At 64.9% G+C, this 16,800-nt stretch carries 13 protein-coding genes; 7 read left to right on the top strand and 6 right to left on the bottom strand.

What is annotated here, in order from left to right; genetic code table 11:
* Positions 1-64: 64 nt before the first annotated feature.
* A complete protein-coding gene (locus tag VGH68_RS05970; RefSeq protein ID WP_331602611.1) occupies positions 65-562 on the bottom strand; it encodes a hypothetical protein in 498 nt (165 codons plus the stop codon).
* A gap of 330 nt (positions 563-892) precedes the next feature.
* Here VGH68_RS05970 and leuA point away from each other — a divergent pair, with 330 nt between their 5' ends.
* Positions 893-2,599 (top strand): 2-isopropylmalate synthase, encoded by a 1,707-nt coding sequence (leuA, locus tag VGH68_RS05965; RefSeq protein WP_331602610.1) that lies wholly within the window; start codon positions 893-895, stop codon positions 2,597-2,599.
* 121 nt (positions 2,600-2,720) lie between these two features.
* Here leuA and VGH68_RS05960 read toward each other — a convergent pair whose 3' ends face one another.
* From VGH68_RS05960 to VGH68_RS05940, 5 genes are all read right to left on the bottom strand, one after another.
* Entirely contained in the window at positions 2,721-3,500 is a 780-nt protein-coding gene (locus tag VGH68_RS05960) for an amino acid ABC transporter substrate-binding protein (protein ID WP_331602609.1), read from the bottom strand.
* A 392-nt stretch (positions 3,501-3,892) separates the two neighbouring features.
* Positions 3,893-5,128, bottom strand: a complete 1,236-nt coding sequence (gene boxA, locus VGH68_RS05955; RefSeq protein ID WP_331602608.1) for a benzoyl-CoA 2,3-epoxidase subunit BoxA — start codon at positions 5,126-5,128, stop codon at positions 3,893-3,895.
* An 87-nt stretch (positions 5,129-5,215) separates the two neighbouring features.
* Positions 5,216-6,643: a benzoyl-CoA 2,3-epoxidase subunit BoxB gene (boxB, locus tag VGH68_RS05950; RefSeq protein WP_331602607.1), complete on the bottom strand. Its 1,428-nt coding sequence runs from the start codon at positions 6,641-6,643 to the stop codon at positions 5,216-5,218.
* 145 nt (positions 6,644-6,788) lie between these two features.
* On the bottom strand, positions 6,789-8,468 hold the full coding sequence (boxC, locus tag VGH68_RS05945; protein ID WP_331602605.1) for a 2,3-epoxybenzoyl-CoA dihydrolase: 1,680 nt from the start codon (positions 8,466-8,468) through the stop codon (positions 6,789-6,791).
* Between the two features lie 117 nt (positions 8,469-8,585).
* A complete protein-coding gene (locus VGH68_RS05940) occupies positions 8,586-9,587 on the bottom strand; it encodes a helix-turn-helix transcriptional regulator (protein ID WP_331602604.1) in 1,002 nt (333 codons plus the stop codon).
* Positions 9,588-9,836: 249 nt separating this feature from the next.
* Between VGH68_RS05940 and VGH68_RS05935 the strand changes: the two genes are divergently transcribed.
* The 6 genes from VGH68_RS05935 to VGH68_RS05910 form a co-directional block, all read left to right on the top strand.
* A complete protein-coding gene (locus VGH68_RS05935; protein WP_331602603.1) occupies positions 9,837-10,304 on the top strand; it encodes a DUF4863 family protein in 468 nt (155 codons plus the stop codon).
* Positions 10,305-10,351: 47 nt separating this feature from the next.
* Positions 10,352-11,947, top strand: coding sequence for a 3,4-dehydroadipyl-CoA semialdehyde dehydrogenase (locus tag VGH68_RS05930; protein WP_331602602.1), 1,596 nt, complete (start codon positions 10,352-10,354; stop codon positions 11,945-11,947).
* A gap of 90 nt (positions 11,948-12,037) precedes the next feature.
* Positions 12,038-13,624, top strand: a complete 1,587-nt coding sequence (locus VGH68_RS05925) for a benzoate-CoA ligase family protein (protein WP_331602601.1) — start codon at positions 12,038-12,040, stop codon at positions 13,622-13,624.
* Between the two features lie 9 nt (positions 13,625-13,633).
* Positions 13,634-14,488, top strand: coding sequence for an alpha/beta hydrolase (locus VGH68_RS05920; protein ID WP_331602600.1), 855 nt, complete (start codon positions 13,634-13,636; stop codon positions 14,486-14,488).
* Positions 14,489-14,645: 157 nt separating this feature from the next.
* Entirely contained in the window at positions 14,646-14,978 is a 333-nt protein-coding gene (locus tag VGH68_RS05915) for a hypothetical protein (protein ID WP_331602599.1), read from the top strand.
* 132 nt (positions 14,979-15,110) lie between these two features.
* Positions 15,111-16,800 (top strand): phosphocholine-specific phospholipase C (locus tag VGH68_RS05910; RefSeq protein WP_331602598.1); only part of this gene is annotated, 1,690 nt, incomplete at its 3' end.

Here is a 16,800-nt window from a genome sequence, read left to right as displayed (position 1 = left end):
GCGTGAGCGTGCGTGAAACGCCAATGGCCGCGCGACGCGAGTGCCGCGAGTCAGGTGCGCGAGTTCAACTCGCCGCGCTGGCGGCTTGCGGGACCGGCGCGACGAGCTTCGCCGGCGCGAGCCACCGGAACGAATCCAGTGCTTCGCCGTGGAACATGCATTCGGCGGCCGCCGATGTGCTGATCTTCTTCGGCGCGGCAGGCTTCGATCCCACCTTGACGTCTGAAGCCGCGCGCGGAGCAGAAGCCGCCGGCGCAGCCGAGGCCGCCAGTGCAGCCGAACCGATCAGCGGAGCAGAAGCCACCACCGGCGCAGAAGCCACCAGCGCAGCCGAAGCGGCCACCGCTGGCGCCACCACCAGATGCTCGATCGTGCCTTCCACCACCACCCGCGAACCGTGAATCGCGGCGCCCCGATGCGTGACCCGCAGCGTATCCGACGACGTTTCGGCCAGCTTGCTTCGCATCAACTGCTCGCATGCACCGGAGTTGCGGGTAGTGGCCGTGCAGGCCGTCAGCAACGCGGCGGCGGTCGCGACGCAGGCAAGGGAGAGAATCCGCATCTTCGTTGATATTCCGTTGTTCGAGGCGTCGGCCATTGTAGCTCACGGCCCTTGCCGAACACCGCCGCCACCGCGCGGCCCTTGACGCCATGCCGGGAATATGGTCCCATTGCGCACTATGTACCGCGCCCAGACCACCCTATCGCTACTACTAGCCCGCTCTACCGGGCTAGGTCTGCTGCAGCGCGCTTCCGCTTGTCTCTGATACACCGAAGCATCGCTTGAATCCCCAGTAACTGACCCAGCCCCGGTTTTCGACCGGCGGCCCAGAATCGCGTTTTCGTCGTCCGGTCGACACCCGCTCCACCGTCTCACACCCGGATGATGAAAATGTTGAAAAATCCCGCTACCAAGTACCGCACGTTCAAGCCCATCAATTTGACGGACCGCCAGTGGCCGTCGCGCACGATCACGCGCGCGCCGATCTGGATGAGCACCGACCTGCGCGACGGCAACCAGGCGCTGTTTGAGCCGATGAACGCGGAGCGCAAGATGCGCATGTTCAAGACGCTCGTGCAGATCGGCTTCAAGGAAATCGAAGTCGCGTTCCCGTCGGCGTCGCAAACCGACTTCAACTTCGTGCGCGAACTGATCGAAGGCGGTCATATCCCCGACGACGTCACGATCGAAGTGCTCACGCAGGCACGTGACGATCTGATCGAGCGTACCTTCGAATCGTTGCGCGGCGCGCCACGCGCGATCGTCCATCTGTACAACGCGACCGCGCCGGAATTCCGCAAGATCGTGTTCGGCCTCGAAAAGAGCGGCGTGATCGAACTCGCGCAAAAGGCCGCGCGCTCGATGAAGCGCCTCGCCGACGCGCAGCCGGACACGCACTTCACGCTGCAATACAGCCCGGAAGTGTTCAGCGGCACCGAACTCGAATTCGCGAAGGAAGTCTGCGACGCGGTGTTCGACATCTGGCAGCCCACTCCCGAGCACAAGGCGATCGTCAATTTGCCGGCCACCGTCGAAATGGCCACGCCGAACGTGTACGCAGACCAGATCGAATGGATGCACCGCAATCTCGCACGCCGCAATTCGCTGATCGTCTCGGTCCATCCGCATAACGATCGCGGCACCGCGGTCGCCGCCGCCGAACTCGCGGTGATGGCGGGCGCGGACCGTATCGAGGGCTGTCTGTTCGGCAACGGCGAGCGCACCGGCAACGTCGACCTCGTCACGCTCGCGTTGAACCTGTACACGCAAGGCATCGATCCCGAACTCGACTTCTCGAACATCAACGAAGTCGCGCGCACGGCCGAGGAATGCACGCAGTTGCCGGTGCATCCGCGTCATCCGTATGTCGGCGATCTGGTGTTCACCGCATTCTCCGGCTCGCATCAGGACGCGATCAAGAAGGGCTTCGCCGTGCAGAAACCGGACGCGATCTGGGAAGTGCCGTATATGCCGATCGATCCGAGCGACCTCGGCCGCACCTACGATTCGGTGATCCGCGTGAACAGTCAGTCGGGCAAGGGCGGCATCGCGTATCTGCTCGAGCAGAGCTATGGCGTCGTGTTGCCGCGCCGTTTGCAGGTCGACTTCAGCTCCGCCGTGCAGCGCTACACCGATGACAGCGGCCAGGAAGTCACGCCCGCGCAGATCTGGGAACTGTTCCAGCAGGAATATGTGCGCACCGACGCGCCGGTCCGCTACATCGGTCACAGTCTGTCCGAGCATGAAGGCCGTGAGCACATCAAGCTCAGCGTCGAAATCAACGGCGTGCCGCGCGTGCTGAGCGGCACCGGCAACGGTCCGCTCGACGCGCTGATGCACGCGTTCGACGTGCCGGTGCGGATCCAGCACTATGAAGAGCGCGCGCTCACGCAAGGCGCCGATGCGCGCGCGATCGCGGTCGCCGAAATGGCCGGCGCCGACGTGGCCGGCAGCGCATTCGGCGTCGGCGTCGACGCGAATCTGATCACGGCGTCGATCCGCGCGGTGATTAGCGGCGTCAACCGTGCTTATGCGCGGTTGAACGCCGACGCGAAGCAGCGCTTCTTCGAAGCCGCGTTGAACGACGCGACGGTGTGAGATACGTGAGCAGTTCGCGCTGATGGTCTGCCGCACGCGTTGCGGTGGCCATCACGCAAAGCAAGGAGGGGGCGTCTTCGACGCCCCCTCTTTTTTATTGCCGGCTCATCCGCGACAGCGTTCAGCGAAACACGTCCCGCCCGAAATACTTCAGCGAAATCCGCTGATACGTGCCGTCTTTGCGCATGTCCGCGAGCGCCTCGTTGAGCGCCGCGCGCAGCTTCGGGCTGCCCTTGCGGATCAGCACGCCCGCCTGGCCGCGGTCATCGGGCGACGTATCGACCGCGACGACCTTGATCTTCGCGTCGGGCTGGCGCTTCCTGTAGTCGAGAAACGACAGCGTATCGTTGACGGTCGCATCGACACGCCCAGCCTCGACCAGATCGATCGATTCGTCGAAGCCTTGCGTGGGGATCACCTGCGCGCCATGGGCGGCCGCGAGCCGGCCGACGTGACTGGTCGGCGTATTGGCGGACTTCCTGCCGTTCAGATCGGCGAAGCTTTTGATCGTCGTGTTGTCCGACGCGACGATCAGCACCGCATGCGACGTGAGGTACGGATCCGAATAGTCGTACTTGAGCTTGCGCTCGTCGGTGATGGCCACGTCGTTGATGACCGCGTCGTAGCGGTCCAGGTCGAGACCGGCGATCAGGCCGTCCCATCTGCTTTCGATGAAGTGCGCTTTGACGCCGATCCGCTGCGCGATCGCGGTGCCGATTTCGATGTCGAAGCCGGTCAATCTGCCAGCATCGTCGTGATAGGTGAACGGCGCGTACGTGCCTTCGGTGCCGATCCGCAAGATACCCGACGCCCGGATCTGCGCGAGATCGTCGGCGCTTGCCGGATGGGCGAGCGCCGCGTGCAACAGCACGATCATCGCGAGGGAACGAATCGGCTTCATCGAACGGCTCCGTCGGAGTGGCCAGGGTAGGCGCTGGATCGCGTGCGCGGCTCACGCGGCCGGCGTGCATCCGCAACGCATCGCAGCGTGGGCCGACTGTAGCAAAGCGCCCGCATTTTTCAAAGCGCCGCCTGCGCCGGCCGACCTGACAAAAGCGAAAAAGGCCTCGCCAGCGCTCATGCTTTCATGAGCCTTGGCGAAGCCTTCACTGTGCTCACAGTGCGGTGTGCTGCTTGCGGTGTGCTGCTTGCGGTGCGCGGTGCGCTGCGCGGCTCGTGGCCCAGCTTTACTCCCGTTTGCGCGACGCCCGTCCGGTAATTCACTGCTAGCGGTGCACCGATCGCGCGATGCCCGCCGCGCGAGCGCCGGCATGTCGGCTCGAGCGCGTCCCCTCAGTACGTTTCCAGATGCAGCCGCCCTTCCCGCTTCAGCTTCGCCCACAGCACGTCCCAATCGAGCTGATGCTGTTCGACGATATCCCTGAGCGCCTGCAGCACGCCGTCCTCCATCCCCTTCAGCCCGCACACGTAAATATAGGTGTTGTCGTCCTTCAGCAGAGTCGCGACCTCCGCGGCGCGTTCGCGCATCGCGTCCTGCACGTAGCGTTTCGCTTGCCCCGGCGTGCGTGAAAGCGCCAGCGTGGTGTCGATGAAATCCTTCGGCAGATTCGTCAGCGGCCCGAAATACGGCAGTTCTTCCTCGGTGCGCGCGCCGAAGAACAGCATCAGCTTGCCGGTCGCGCCTTTCAGACGCTTGCGCCGGCGATACTCGGTCATCGCACGCATCGGCGCGGAACCAGTGCCGGTGCAGATCATCAGCAGATGCGAGTTCGGATGATTCGGCATCAGGAACGTGCTGCCGAACGGGCCGATCACGTTGACCACGTCGCCCTTCTTCAGATCGCACAGGTAGTTCGAGCACACGCCGTCGATCGCATCGCCATGCTGCTGCGCGACGCGTTTGACCGTCAGCGACACGTTGTTATAGCCGGGCCGCTCGCCGTCGCGCGGGCTTGCGATCGAGTACTGCCGCGCGTGATGCAGCCGGCCGTCGGCGGTATTGCCGGGCGGCAGGATGCCGATCGACTGCCCTTCCAGTACCGGAAACGGCATCGAGCCGAAATCGAGCACGATGTGGTGGATATCGCTGGACGTCCCCGCGCCGGTCAGCCGATAGTTGCCGACCACGGTCGCGCTGGTCGGCGTGCTGTGCGTGTAAAGGTTCACGTAGGGTTTGGCGGCGGACCACGGCGGCACCACCGCGCCGCGCACCGTATCGACTTCGATGCCGGGCGCGCCCGCGGCCGCGTCATCCGCCGCGCTGGGCGCTTCATTCGCCGCCGGCACGGCCATCGTGTTCTGCTCCGGCAGCACGTCCCACTTGAACTGCTCGTCGATCGAATACGCGTCGGCCTTCAGCACCGTACGCCAGTTATCGATTGCACCGGTTGGACACGGCGGCACGCACGCCATGCAGCCATTGCAGACATCCGCGTTGACCACGTAGTTGTTGTCATCGTGCGTGATCGCATCGATCGGACAGGTCTCTTCGCAGGTATTGCAGCGAATGCAGATTTCCGGATCGATCAGATGCTGCCGGAGAACTTCGATCGATACTGGGCCGTTCATGACTTCCTCCACCTGGTAATGCGACAGGCGCCGACAGCACACGCGCCGGCGAGTTCGACGACGCATGCGCGGCGCGACCCTCGTGCTTCAGTTGAAACGCACGTATTCGAAATCGACCGGTTGACGGTTCACGCCCATCGCCGGCGGCGCGATCCAGTTCGCGAACTTGCCCGGCTCGGCGACGCGGCCCATCAGCGATGCGACGAACGCGCGGTCTTCCGGCGTAGCGAGCCATCTGGCTTCATTGGCGGCCCACTCCGCTTCGCTCACGACGCGGCCATCCGGCGACACACGCGTGCCCGCGAACGTACCGATCTGCCGGTTGAACGCCTTATGCGGCACCGTCATGCGAAAGTCGATGCCGGCCTTCTCCAGCACCTTGTTCCAGCGCCCGACGCCCGCCACCGAGTCCTTGATGTAATCGTCGCGCAGCACTTCGTTCATTGCGTTGAGCATCGGCACCTCGCGCTCGACCAGTTTGCCGTCCTGCACGTCGAGCAGCTTGTAGCTATGGTCGTTCAGACGATGATCGTCGTCGCGCTTGCCTTCCTCGTAGCGGCCCTTCAGCCCCGAGCTATAGAAGGTCGCGGCATTGGACGAATGATCGGCGCCGAACAGGTCGATCGTCACCGAGTAGTGGAAGTTCAGATAGCGCTGAATGGTCGGCAGATCGATCATGCCGGCCGCGCGCAGCTTCGTGACATCGTCGGTGCCGAGTTCGTTCATCACCTGCGCGGTGCGCTGGATCACGCGCGACACGCCCGATTCGCCGACGAACATATGATGCGCTTCCTCGGTCAGCATGAACTTCGTCGTACGCGCGAGCGGATCGAAGCCCGACTCGGCGAGCGCCGACAACTGGAACTTGCCGTCGCGGTCGGTGAAGTACGTGAACATGTAAAACGCGAGCCAGTCCGGCGTTTTCTCGTTGAACGCGCCGAGAATGCGTGGATTGTCGTCGTCGCCCGAGCGGCGGCCGAGCAACGCTTCGGCTTCCTCGCGACCGTCGCGGCCGAAGTAGCGATGCAGCAGATACACCATCGCCCACAGGTGACGGCCTTCTTCGACGTTCACCTGGAACAGGTTGCGCAGATCGTACATCGACGGCGCGGTCAGGCCGAGGTGACGCTGCTGCTCGACCGAAGCCGGTTCGGTATCGCCCTGCGTGACGATGATGCGGCGCAGGTTCGCGCGATGCTCGCCCGGCACGTCCTGCCAGGCGGCTTCGCCCTTGTGTTCGCCGAAATGGATCTGGCGATCCTGGTCGCCGGGCGTCAGGAAAATGCCCCAGCGGTACTCGGGCATCTTCACGTAGTCGAAGTGCGCCCAGCCGCCCGCGTCGACACTGACCGCGGTGCGCAGATACACGTCATAGCCATGCGAGCCTTCCGGGCCCATATCGCCCCACCACGACAGAAAGTTCGGCTGCCACTGTTCGAGCGCGCGCTGCAATGCGCGGTCGTCGGCGAGGTTGACGTTGTTCGGAATCTTTTCGCTGTAGTTGATCGTGGACATGGTCGGTTCCCAGTTCGAAAGCTGCGGTGTCGAGAGGCGCCTATCGGCAGGCGGCGCGGTTGTATTGCGCAGGCAAGTGAGGCGGTCGGTACGTATGATGGTCGAATCGCACGCGTGAGTCACACGCGCGAATCGCACGCTTGATTCACACGCGTGACACGTCGAATTGCGCCTTGCTGCCTTTGCCGTACACCTTGAGCGCGCCCTTCTCGCCCACTGCGTTCGGCCGGTTGAAGATCCAGTTCTGCCACGCGGTGAGACGGCCGAAGATGCGGGTCTCCATCGTTTCCGGGCCATTGAAACGCAGATTCGCTTCGAGCCCGGTCAATGCATCCGGTGACATCGCCGCGCGCTCTTCGAGCGCGATGCGGATTTCGTCGGCCCAATCGATATCGTCGGGCGACGCGGTGACAAGGCCCAAACGCTCGGCGTCGGCTGCCTTGACCGGCTGGCCGATCACCGCGCGCACCGCGTCGAGCGGCTCGGCTTCGTCGTAGAAGCGCCGCGCGAGCCGGGACTGATGCGTGACGAGCGGATACAGACCAAAGTTGACTTCCGACAGCGTGATCGCCGGTTCCTCGTCTTCGTTGGCCGGCAACGCGGCCATATAGGTGCGGTCGGCGGCAAACGCGAGTTCGGCGAACGTACCGGCGAAGCATGAACCCGGCTCGATCAGCGTGAAGAGCGAACGCGACGATACGTCGATACGTGCGAGCGTGCGGCGCAACAGCCCGATCGTTTCGCGCATGAACCAGTGGTCCTTGTGCTGCATCAGGGTTGCGTCGACCGCAAGCAGATGGCGCGCATCGCCTTCGGTTTTGAACACCCAGGTGCCGATGTCGAGTTCGTTGGTGCGCATCGACAGAATCGCGTCATCGAGTTCGCGCGCGAACTGCAGCGGCCACCAGTTCGCGCCCGCCGCGACGATCGCGTCGATATCCGTCGGCTGCGCGGTTTGCGGCGCGCGCGCGGTGAAGGTCGCAATGCGTTTCGCGCGATCGATCGTCACGTCCACCGTTCGATAACCGATGCCGTCTTCGCGATCGGTGCGTTCGATGCGCGTCAACGCGACGCCCTGCGCATCGGCCGGCCGATCGCTCTGAGCGGCGAGTTCGAGCGCGCGCGCGTGGATCGCCTGATCGAACTGATTCGGCTTCACGACTTCATCGACCAGACGCCATGCCTTCGCGCGTTCGCCGCGCACCCCTTCGACGACAGTGCAAAAGATATCCGCGCGATCATGGCGGACCTTGCGTTTGTCGGTCACCCGCGTGAGGCCACCGGTGCCCGGCAGCACGCCAAGCAGCGGCACCTCCGGCAGCGACACCGACGACGAGCGGTCGTCGATCAGATAGATTTCGTCGCAGGCGAGCGCGAGTTCATAGCCGCCGCCCGCGCAGGCGCCATTCACCGCGGCGAGAAACTTCAGACCCGAATGGCGCGACGAATCTTCGAGCCCGTTGCGCGTTTCGTTCGTGAACTTGCAGAAGTTGACCTTCCACGCGTGCGTGGACAGGCCCAGCATGAAGATGTTCGCGCCCGAGCAGAACACCCGGTCCTTCAGGCTCGTCACCACCACCGTGCGGACTTCCGGATGCTCGAAGCGGATGCGCTGGATCGCATCGTGCAGTTCGATGTCGACACCGAGGTCATACGAATTGAGCTTCAGCTTGTAGCCGTCGCGAATGCCGCCGTCTTCGGCGATATCGATGCCGAGCGTCGCGACCGGGCCGTTGAAGCTGAGCTTCCAGTGCTTGTACTGCGACGGATCGGTGCGGTAGTCGACCTGCGCGAGGTCGGCAACGGGGCTCTGTACTGTGGACATGGGGCGTCTCCTGACTGGACGATGCGGAATTTGTTTTTCGAACAATAGTGCATCTACATACCCATGTAAAGCACTTTAGTGCATGTTTAGGTGAAAACCCGCACGCCGCGATGCCGCTCAGGTCGCGCGCGCGTCGTCCGGAGACTCCGCGGCCAGCCGCGCGGCGAGGCGGTCGCGCAGTTGCAGGTACGCGTCGGCGAGCGTTTTCTCGCTGGTGTCGAACGTCATGTCAGCGCGTCCGTACAGTTCGGCGCGCCCGGCGAGGATCCGCTTCAGGTCGTCCATCGCCTCCTTGTTGCCCGACATCGGCCGCAGATCTCCTTGCGCGACGACGCGCCGCATATGCTCTTCGGGCGTCGCCTGCAGCCACACGGTAAAGCAGTGCGACAGCAGCGCGTTGAACGTGCCCGACTCCGACACCAGCCCGCCCGGCGACGCGATCACCGCGCGCTCGTGCTCGTGGATCACCGCCTCCAGCGCGCGGTGCTCATAGCGCCGGTACGCGCTTGCGCCATATAGCGAGTGAATCTCCGATGGCGGGCAGCCGGCCAGCTGTTCGATCACGCGCGTGAGTTCGATGAACGGCACCTTGCGCTCCTGCGCGAGCATTCGTCCGATCGTCGACTTACCCGCGCCGCGCAGGCCGATCAAAGCGATACGGTCGTTGCGGTGCGGGTCGCGCGGCGCCTGCGCGAAGATCTCGGCGAGCGCCAGCCGTGCGCGCTGCAATGCCGCCTGATCGCGCCCTCGCAGCAGTTCCCGGATCAGCAGCCATTCGGCCGACGAGGTGGTCTCGTCGCCGATCACTTCGGCGAGCGAGCAATTCAGCGTCGCCGCGATCTGCCGCAGTACCAGCACCGACGCATTGCCGACGCCCGACTCCAGATTCGCCAGATGCCGCTCCGACAGACCGGTGTCGGCCGCGAGCGTCTTGCGCGTCATTCCGCGGCGCGCGCGCAGCAGCCGCACGCGCTCCCCCATCGCGGTAAGGAACGGATCGCGCTCTTCGCGCTCCGCACCCCGCTCCCCGCCGCGCTCCGTCCGCTCGGCGCTGGCGGCGTCGCCGTTGGGGGCGGCGCCGGCTTCATCGAATGACGCGGAAGAGTACTTTTGGTTCATGTTTTGCGACCTCTCGACTTCGATACATGTACTATAGTGCTTGACACGCACAAGGTGAACGGTTTAATTTTCGCCAAAAGCTGATCGAATCACAAACGCGAATCACAAACGGTCATGCGCAGCCGACCTTGTCCGGCGGCGTCATGGAGACCGCGCGGCAACACGCATGCACCAAAGTTCCGGCGAGCGGCGGCCGGCGCTCTGGTGCGCGGCCATCCGGCTGGCGTGTGCGCGCTTCTGGAGGTACGCATGTCCCCACACGATTTCGAGCGCCTGGTCGCAGGCGTCACTGCGCAAGTCGCCGGGCGGCCGCTCGACGATTCACTCGCGGCGTGGCTGAACCACACGTGGCCCGCCGGCAGCCCGACCTTCGGCGAACTGGCGAGCGCGTGCCGCAGCGGCGTCGCCGACGGGTGGCTGTGCAACCGCGAAGCCGGCAACGTCCGCTATGGCCGGATCTTCAAGGCGCTGCCCGACACGCACGGTTTTTCGGTCGATGTGGTTGACATGCAGGACATCGCCGGTCCGCATCACGTTCATCCAAACGGCGAGATCGATCTGATCATGCCGCTCACCGAAGGCGCGACATTCGACGGCCATCCGGCCGGCTGGTGCGTGTACGGCTGCGGCTCCGCGCATCGTCCGACTGTCGCGAACGGCCGGGCGCTGGTGCTGTATTTGCTGCCGCAAGGCGCAATCGAATTCACGCGCACGTGAACTCTCGGGGCACAGCGCGAGAACCGTCAACGACAACGAGCATGATCATGAACGAGCTTCTGAAAAACTACGTGGCCGGCCAATGGATCGCCGGTCAGGGCGCGGGCACGACGCTGAGCGATCCCGTCACCGGTGACGCGCTCGTGCGCGTATCGAGCGACGGCCTCGACCTCGCGCAGGCATTCGGCTTCGCGCGCGACCAGGGCGGCGCCGCGTTGCGCGCGCTCACCTATGCGCAGCGTGCCGCGCGTCTTGCCGAGGTCGTGAAGCTGCTGCAGTCCAGGCGGGACGACTACTACGCGATCGCGACCGCGAACTCCGGCACGACGCGCAACGACTCGGCGGTCGATATCGACGGCGGCATCTTCACGCTTTCGTGGTACGCGAAACTCGGTGCGTCGCTCGGCGACGTGCACGCATTGCGCGACGGCAAGTCGACCGCGCTCAGCAAGGATCAGTCGTTCAGCGCCCAGCACGTGCTGACGCCGACGCACGGCGTCGCGCTGTTGATCAACGCGTTTAACTTCCCGTCGTGGGGCTTGTGGGAAAAAGCGGCGCCCGCGTTGCTGTCCGGCGTGCCTGTCATTGTGAAGCCCGCGACCGCCAGCGCGTGGCTCACGCAGCGAATGGTCGCCGATGTCGTCGACGCGGGCATCGTGCCGGCCGGCGCGCTCTCGGTGATCTGCGGCAGCTCGGCGGGCCTGCTCGATCAGATCCAGTCATTCGATGTCGTGTCGTTCACCGGCTCAGCCGACACCGCCGCGACGTTGCGCGCACATCCGGCCTTCGTCGAGCACGGCGCGCGGCTGAACGTCGAGGCCGATAGCCTGAACAGCGCGATCCTGTGCGCGGACGCGACGCCCGATACGCCCGCGTTCGATCTGTTCATCAACGAAGTGGTGCGCGAAATGACGGTGAAGGCCGGGCAGAAATGCACGGCGATCCGCCGTGCGTTCGTGCCGCAGCAGTCGCTCGACGCGGTAGTCGATGCCCTGCGAGCGAAGCTCGCGAAAATCACCGTCGGCAATCCGCGCAACGACAGCGTGCGGATGGGCTCGCTGGTGAGCCGTGCGCAATACGACAACGTGCTGGCCGGGATTGCGATGCTGCGTGAACAGGCGGTACTGGCCTACGACGGCTCCGCCGCGCCGCTGGTCGATGCGGACCCGGCGGTGGCCGCGTGCGTCGCGCCGCATCTGTTCGTCGTGCACGATCCGGACAACGCGACGCTGCTGCACGACATCGAAGTGTTCGGCCCGGTCGCGAGCGTCGCGCCCTATCGCGTCGCATCGAATGGCGAACGCCTGCCCGAAGCGCACGCGATTGCACTCGCGCGACGCGGTCAAGGCTCGCTGGTCGCATCGATCTATTCGAACGACGACGCGCATCTCGCCCGTCTCGCGCTCGAACTGGCGGATACGCACGGCCGCGTGCATGCGGTCTCGCCGTCGGTGCAGCACAGCCAGACCGGCCACGGCAACGTGATGCCGATGTCGCTGCATGGCGGCCCCGGTCGCGCGGGCGGCGGCGAAGAACTCGGTGGTGCGCGCGCGCTCGGTTTCTATCACCGGCGCGCGGCGGTGCAGGCATCGGGCAGCGCGCTCGACGCGCTGAAGCAAATCACGCATTTACCGGCGGACTGACCCACGCAGCACAGCGTTGCGCGAGCAGCCAGCATCGAGCGGATCACGAGCACACAACAGCCGGACCGCCCCCACGGATGGAGGAGACATATGGAAACCCTGCTGGAAACGACCGTGCGTGAGCCGGTCGCGCCGCCGCCCCCGTTATTCAACTTCGCGAAGCATCTGTTCGAGCTGAACGCGGCGCGCGCGAATAAGCCCGCCTATATCGACGACTACGGCGCGACGACCTACGGCGAACTCGAACAACGCGCGCGGCGCTGTGCCAGCGCATTGCGCGCGCTCGACGTGCATCCCGAGGAACGCGTGCTGCTCGTAATGCACGACACGGTGTCACTGCCGGTCGCGTTTCTCGGCGCGCTGTACGCGGGTATCGTGCCGGTCGTCGCGAACACGCTGCTGACTGCCGCCGACTACACGTACATGCTCACGCATAGCCATGCGCGCGCGGTGATCGTCTCCGAACCCTTGCTGGCTCAGGTGACCGACGCGCTGAACGGCCTCGACGGCGACTGTCGGCTGATCGTCTCGCAACCGCAGGCAGCAGCCGGCGCGACGCTCGCCGCGCCGCGCTTCGAAACGCTGGTCGACGCCGCGATGCCGGCCGCGAAAGGCTGTTCGACGAGCGGCGACGACATCGCGTTCTGGCTGTATTCGTCGGGCTCGACCGGCAAGCCGAAAGGCACCGTCCATACCCACTCGAATCTGTACTGGACCGCCGAGCTGTACGCGAAGCCGGTGCTTCGGATCATCGAGAGCGACGTGGTGTTTTCGGCGGCCAAACTGTTCTTCGCGTATGGGCTCGGCAATGCGCTGACGTTTCCGCTGTCGGTGGGCGCGACCGCGATCCTGATGGCCGAGCGCCCGACCGCCGACGCGATCTTTACGCGCCTCGTCCGGTATCGGCCGACCGTGTTCTACGGTGTGCCCACGCTGTACGCGAGCATGCTCGTGTCGCCGAATCTGCCGGCGCGCGCCGATGTCGCGATACGTATATGCGCGTCGGCGGGCGAAGCGTTGCCGCGCGAAATCGGTGAGCGCTTCACCGCGCACTTCGGCGCCGAGATTCTCGACGGCATCGGCTCGACCGAAATGCTGCATATCTTCCTGTCGAATCGCGCGGGCGAGGTCGAATATGGGACTACCGGCCGGCCGGTGCCGGGCTACGACGTGGAGCTGCGCGACGAAGCCGGCCGGCCGGTGCCCGATGGCGAAATCGGCGATCTGTATATCAAGGGGCCGAGCGCCGCGCTGATGTATTGGAGCAATCGCGAGAAATCGCGCGCGACCTTTCTCGGCGAATGGATCCGTAGCGGCGACAAGTACCGCCGCCTCGCGAACGGCTGCTATGTGTACGCGGGCCGCAGCGACGACATGCTGAAAGTGAGCGGCCAATACGTGTCGCCGGTCGAGGTGGAAATGGTGCTCGTCGAGCATCCGGCCGTGCTGGAAGCGGCGGTGGTGGGTGTCGATCACGGCGGCCTCGTGAAGACCCGCGCGTTCGTCGTGCTCAAGCGCGAGTTCCCACCATCCGACGCACTGGCCGGCGAACTCAAAGCGTTCGTCAAGGAACGGCTCGCGCCGCACAAGTATCCGCGCGATATCGTGTTCGCCGACGATCTGCCGAAGACCGCCACCGGTAAAATTCAACGCTTCAAGCTACGCGAACAGTCATAAGGTCCCCCCATGTCGAACCCGGTCACTGCCCCTGCCGTCGAACCCGCTGCCGCCGCGAGCCGTTTTGCCGAACTGCCGGCGACCGCGTCGCATGGGCCGTTGCGCATCGAGTATCGCTGGGTCAATGAACGGGCCGCGACCGGTCACGCGCCGATCGCGGTATTCCTGCATGAAGGGCTCGGCTCGGTCGCGATGTGGCGCGACTGGCCGCAAGCGTTGTGTGAGCGGCTCGGCATGCGTGGGCTCGTCTATTCGCGGCCTGGCTACGGACTGTCGACGCCGCGCGCGCCCGGGGTTAAATGGCCGGTCGATTTCATGACCGCGCAGGCGCGCGACATTCTGCCCGCGCTGCTCGACGCACTCGGCATCGATAGGCAACAGCGCCAGCGCATGTGGGTGATCGGCCATAGCGACGGCGGCTCGATCGCGCTGCATTACGCGGCGCACCATCCCGATGCGCTCGCGGGCGCTATCGCGATTGCGCCGCATGTATTCGTCGAAGACATCTCGGTGCAAAGCATCGCGCAAACGAAGCAGCTTTACGAAACCGCCGACTTGCGCAGCAAGCTCGCGCGCTATCACGCCGACGTCGATTCCGCGTTCTACGGCTGGAACGATATCTGGTTGAATCCGGCGTTCAGGCCGTGGTCGATCGCCGACGCGCTCGCGACGATCCGCCAGCCTTTGCTCGCGATACAGGGCCACGACGACAACTACGGCACGATGGCGCAGATCGACACGATCGCCGCGCGCGTGCCGCACGCACAATGCGTGAAGCTCGACGCGTGCGGACACTCGCCGCATCGCGACGCGCCGGAGAAACTGAACGATGCGATCGCGGCGTTCGTCCGCGCCCGAGCATAAAAGCGGCGACAACGCAACAGCCACACGACGACCACACGGGCGCGAATCCCTTACAGCTACTTCATAAAAATTACACGGATCGGCGATTATGCTGCTGCATCGCTGACCTCGGCACGTCGATGCCCAGGCATCCCTTCCCCGTGCCGGAGACAGTGCCATGCCTTTCGCGTCGAAGCCGTTTCATGCGTCGCCATGCAAACGTTTTGGGAGCGCACTGGCCATCGCTGTGCTGTGCGCGCTAACGGCCGCATGCAGCGACGACGATCAGCCGGCCGGTACCAGCACGCTCGGTTCAGGCGGGCATTCAGCCGGGTCTTCAGCCGCTAGCAACGGCGCGTCGTCGTTCAACGCGCCGGCGGGCGCTTCAGCCGATCCCGCCATCGCGGCGGTCACAATCCAGACGCCCGCCGCGTCCGGCAACAGCACCGGCGCCGCGCTGTCCGCCGCCGCGCCGCCGCTCGCCAGCCCTGTGATCCATACCGTCAATTGAATTTCGCGCCGCGCGCGATGCCCGGCGCATTCGCACGCGTTCGTCCCATCGCCGCGGCGCTGCCTTGCAGTCGATCTCCGTGGTCCATCGCAGCCGTCTATTCTTCCACCTTCGAAGATCTGAGCCCCAACCATGAACCCAAAAAATCGCCGTGATTTTCTTCGCTCGGCCGCGCAAGCCGCCGGTTCGTTCGCCGCGTTGAGCATGCTGCCGGCAGGCATTCGCAACGCACTGGCGATTCCTGCCCACCACCGGACCGGCACCATCCGCGACGTCGAACATATCGTCGTGCTGATGCAGGAAAACCGCTCGTTCGACCACTACTTCGGCACGCTCAAAGGGGTGCGCGGTTTCGGCGACACGCGCGCGATCAATCTCGCGAACGGCAAGCCGGTCTGGTATCAGCCGCTCACCACCGATACCGCCGGCGCGAGCTACGTGCTGCCGTTCCGCCCCACCGCGCCCAATCTCGGCCTGCAATTCCTGCAGGATCTCGCGCACGACTGGGGCACCACGCACGCGGCCTGGAACAACGGCCGCAACGATCAATGGGTGCCCGCGAAAGGCGCGACGACGATGGCCTATCTGACGCGCGACGACATCCCGTTTCACTATCAGCTCGCCGACGCGTTCACGATCTGCGACGCGTACCACTGCTCGCTGATGGGACCGACCGATCCGAACCGCTACTACATGTGGAGCGGCTGGGTCGGCAACGACGGCAGCGGTGGCGGCCCGGTGATCGACAACTCGGAACTCGGCTACGGCTGGTCGACGTATCCCGAAGTGCTGCAAAGCGCGGGCATCTCGTGGAAGATTTATCAGGACATGGGCACCGGGCTCGATGCGAACGGTTCGTGGGGCTGGACGCAGAACCCGTACATCGGCAATTACGGCGACAACTCGCTGCTGTACTTCAACCAGTACCGCAACGCGCAGCCGGGCAATCCGCTCTATGACAACGCGCGCGTCGGCACGAATGCGGCGAAGGGCGACGGCTATTTCGACATCCTGAAGCGCGACGTGCAAAACAATGCGCTGCCGCAGGTGTCGTGGATCGTCGCGCCGGAGGCATATTCCGAGCATCCGAACTGGCCGTCGAACTACGGCGCGTGGTACATCGATCAGGTGCTGCAGATCCTCACGTCGAACCCCGAGGTGTGGAGCAAGACCGTGCTGCTGATCAACTACGACGAAAACGACGGCTTCTTCGATCACATCGCGCAGCCGTTCGCGGCGTCGTCGAGCGCGAACGGCTTGTCCACCGTCGACATCACCCACGAAATCTATGCGGGTGACGCGAAAAATCAGGCCGGTCCGTACGGACTGGGGCCGCGCGTGCCGATGCTGGTGGTGTCGCCGTGGTCGAAAGGCGGCTATGTGTGCTCGGAAGTGTTCGACCACACGTCGGTGATCCGCTTTATCGAAGCGCGCTTCGGCCTGCATCACGATCTCGGCGAATCGAACATCACGCCGTGGCGCCGCGCGGTGTGTGGCGATCTGACCTCGGCGTTCAACTTCGAGAATCCGAACGACGCGATGCCGTCGCTGCCGGGCACCAACGCGTATGTGCCGCCCGATCAGAACCGTCATCCGGATTACGTGCCGCAGCCGCCCGCGGTGCAGGCGGTGCCGCAGCAGGAAGCCGGCGTGCGCCCGGCGCGCGCGGTGCCGTACGAACTGTTCGTGCGCGTCGACGAAGGCTCGAACGGCAAGCTGACGATGCGCTTCGTCAACACCGGCAGCGCGGGCGCGGTGTTCCTCGTCTATGCGACGAACGGCGCCGACGCGCCGCGCAGCTATACGGTCGAGGCCGGCAAGC

The organism is Paraburkholderia sp., assembly GCF_036488505.1.
Lineage (GTDB): Bacteria > Pseudomonadota > Gammaproteobacteria > Burkholderiales > Burkholderiaceae > Paraburkholderia.
The sequence above is the reverse complement of the archived record's forward strand: the minus strand, read 5'-3'. Positions and strand labels throughout refer to the sequence as shown.

Coding starts and splice junctions, on each gene's coding strand:
- VGH68_RS05970 (WP_331602611.1), bottom strand. CDS start 562: ATGCGGATTCTCTCCCTTGCCTGCGTCGCGACCGCCGCCGCGTTGCTG.
- leuA (WP_331602610.1), top strand. CDS start 893: ATGTTGAAAAATCCCGCTACCAAGTACCGCACGTTCAAGCCCATCAAT.
- VGH68_RS05960 (WP_331602609.1), bottom strand. CDS start 3,500: ATGAAGCCGATTCGTTCCCTCGCGATGATCGTGCTGTTGCACGCGGCG.
- boxA (WP_331602608.1), bottom strand. CDS start 5,128: ATGAACGGCCCAGTATCGATCGAAGTTCTCCGGCAGCATCTGATCGAT.
- boxB (WP_331602607.1), bottom strand. CDS start 6,643: ATGTCCACGATCAACTACAGCGAAAAGATTCCGAACAACGTCAACCTC.
- boxC (WP_331602605.1), bottom strand. CDS start 8,468: ATGTCCACAGTACAGAGCCCCGTTGCCGACCTCGCGCAGGTCGACTAC.
- VGH68_RS05940 (WP_331602604.1), bottom strand. CDS start 9,587: ATGAACCAAAAGTACTCTTCCGCGTCATTCGATGAAGCCGGCGCCGCC.
- VGH68_RS05935 (WP_331602603.1), top strand. CDS start 9,837: ATGTCCCCACACGATTTCGAGCGCCTGGTCGCAGGCGTCACTGCGCAA.
- VGH68_RS05930 (WP_331602602.1), top strand. CDS start 10,352: ATGAACGAGCTTCTGAAAAACTACGTGGCCGGCCAATGGATCGCCGGT.
- VGH68_RS05925 (WP_331602601.1), top strand. CDS start 12,038: ATGGAAACCCTGCTGGAAACGACCGTGCGTGAGCCGGTCGCGCCGCCG.
- VGH68_RS05920 (WP_331602600.1), top strand. CDS start 13,634: ATGTCGAACCCGGTCACTGCCCCTGCCGTCGAACCCGCTGCCGCCGCG.
- VGH68_RS05915 (WP_331602599.1), top strand. CDS start 14,646: ATGCCTTTCGCGTCGAAGCCGTTTCATGCGTCGCCATGCAAACGTTTT.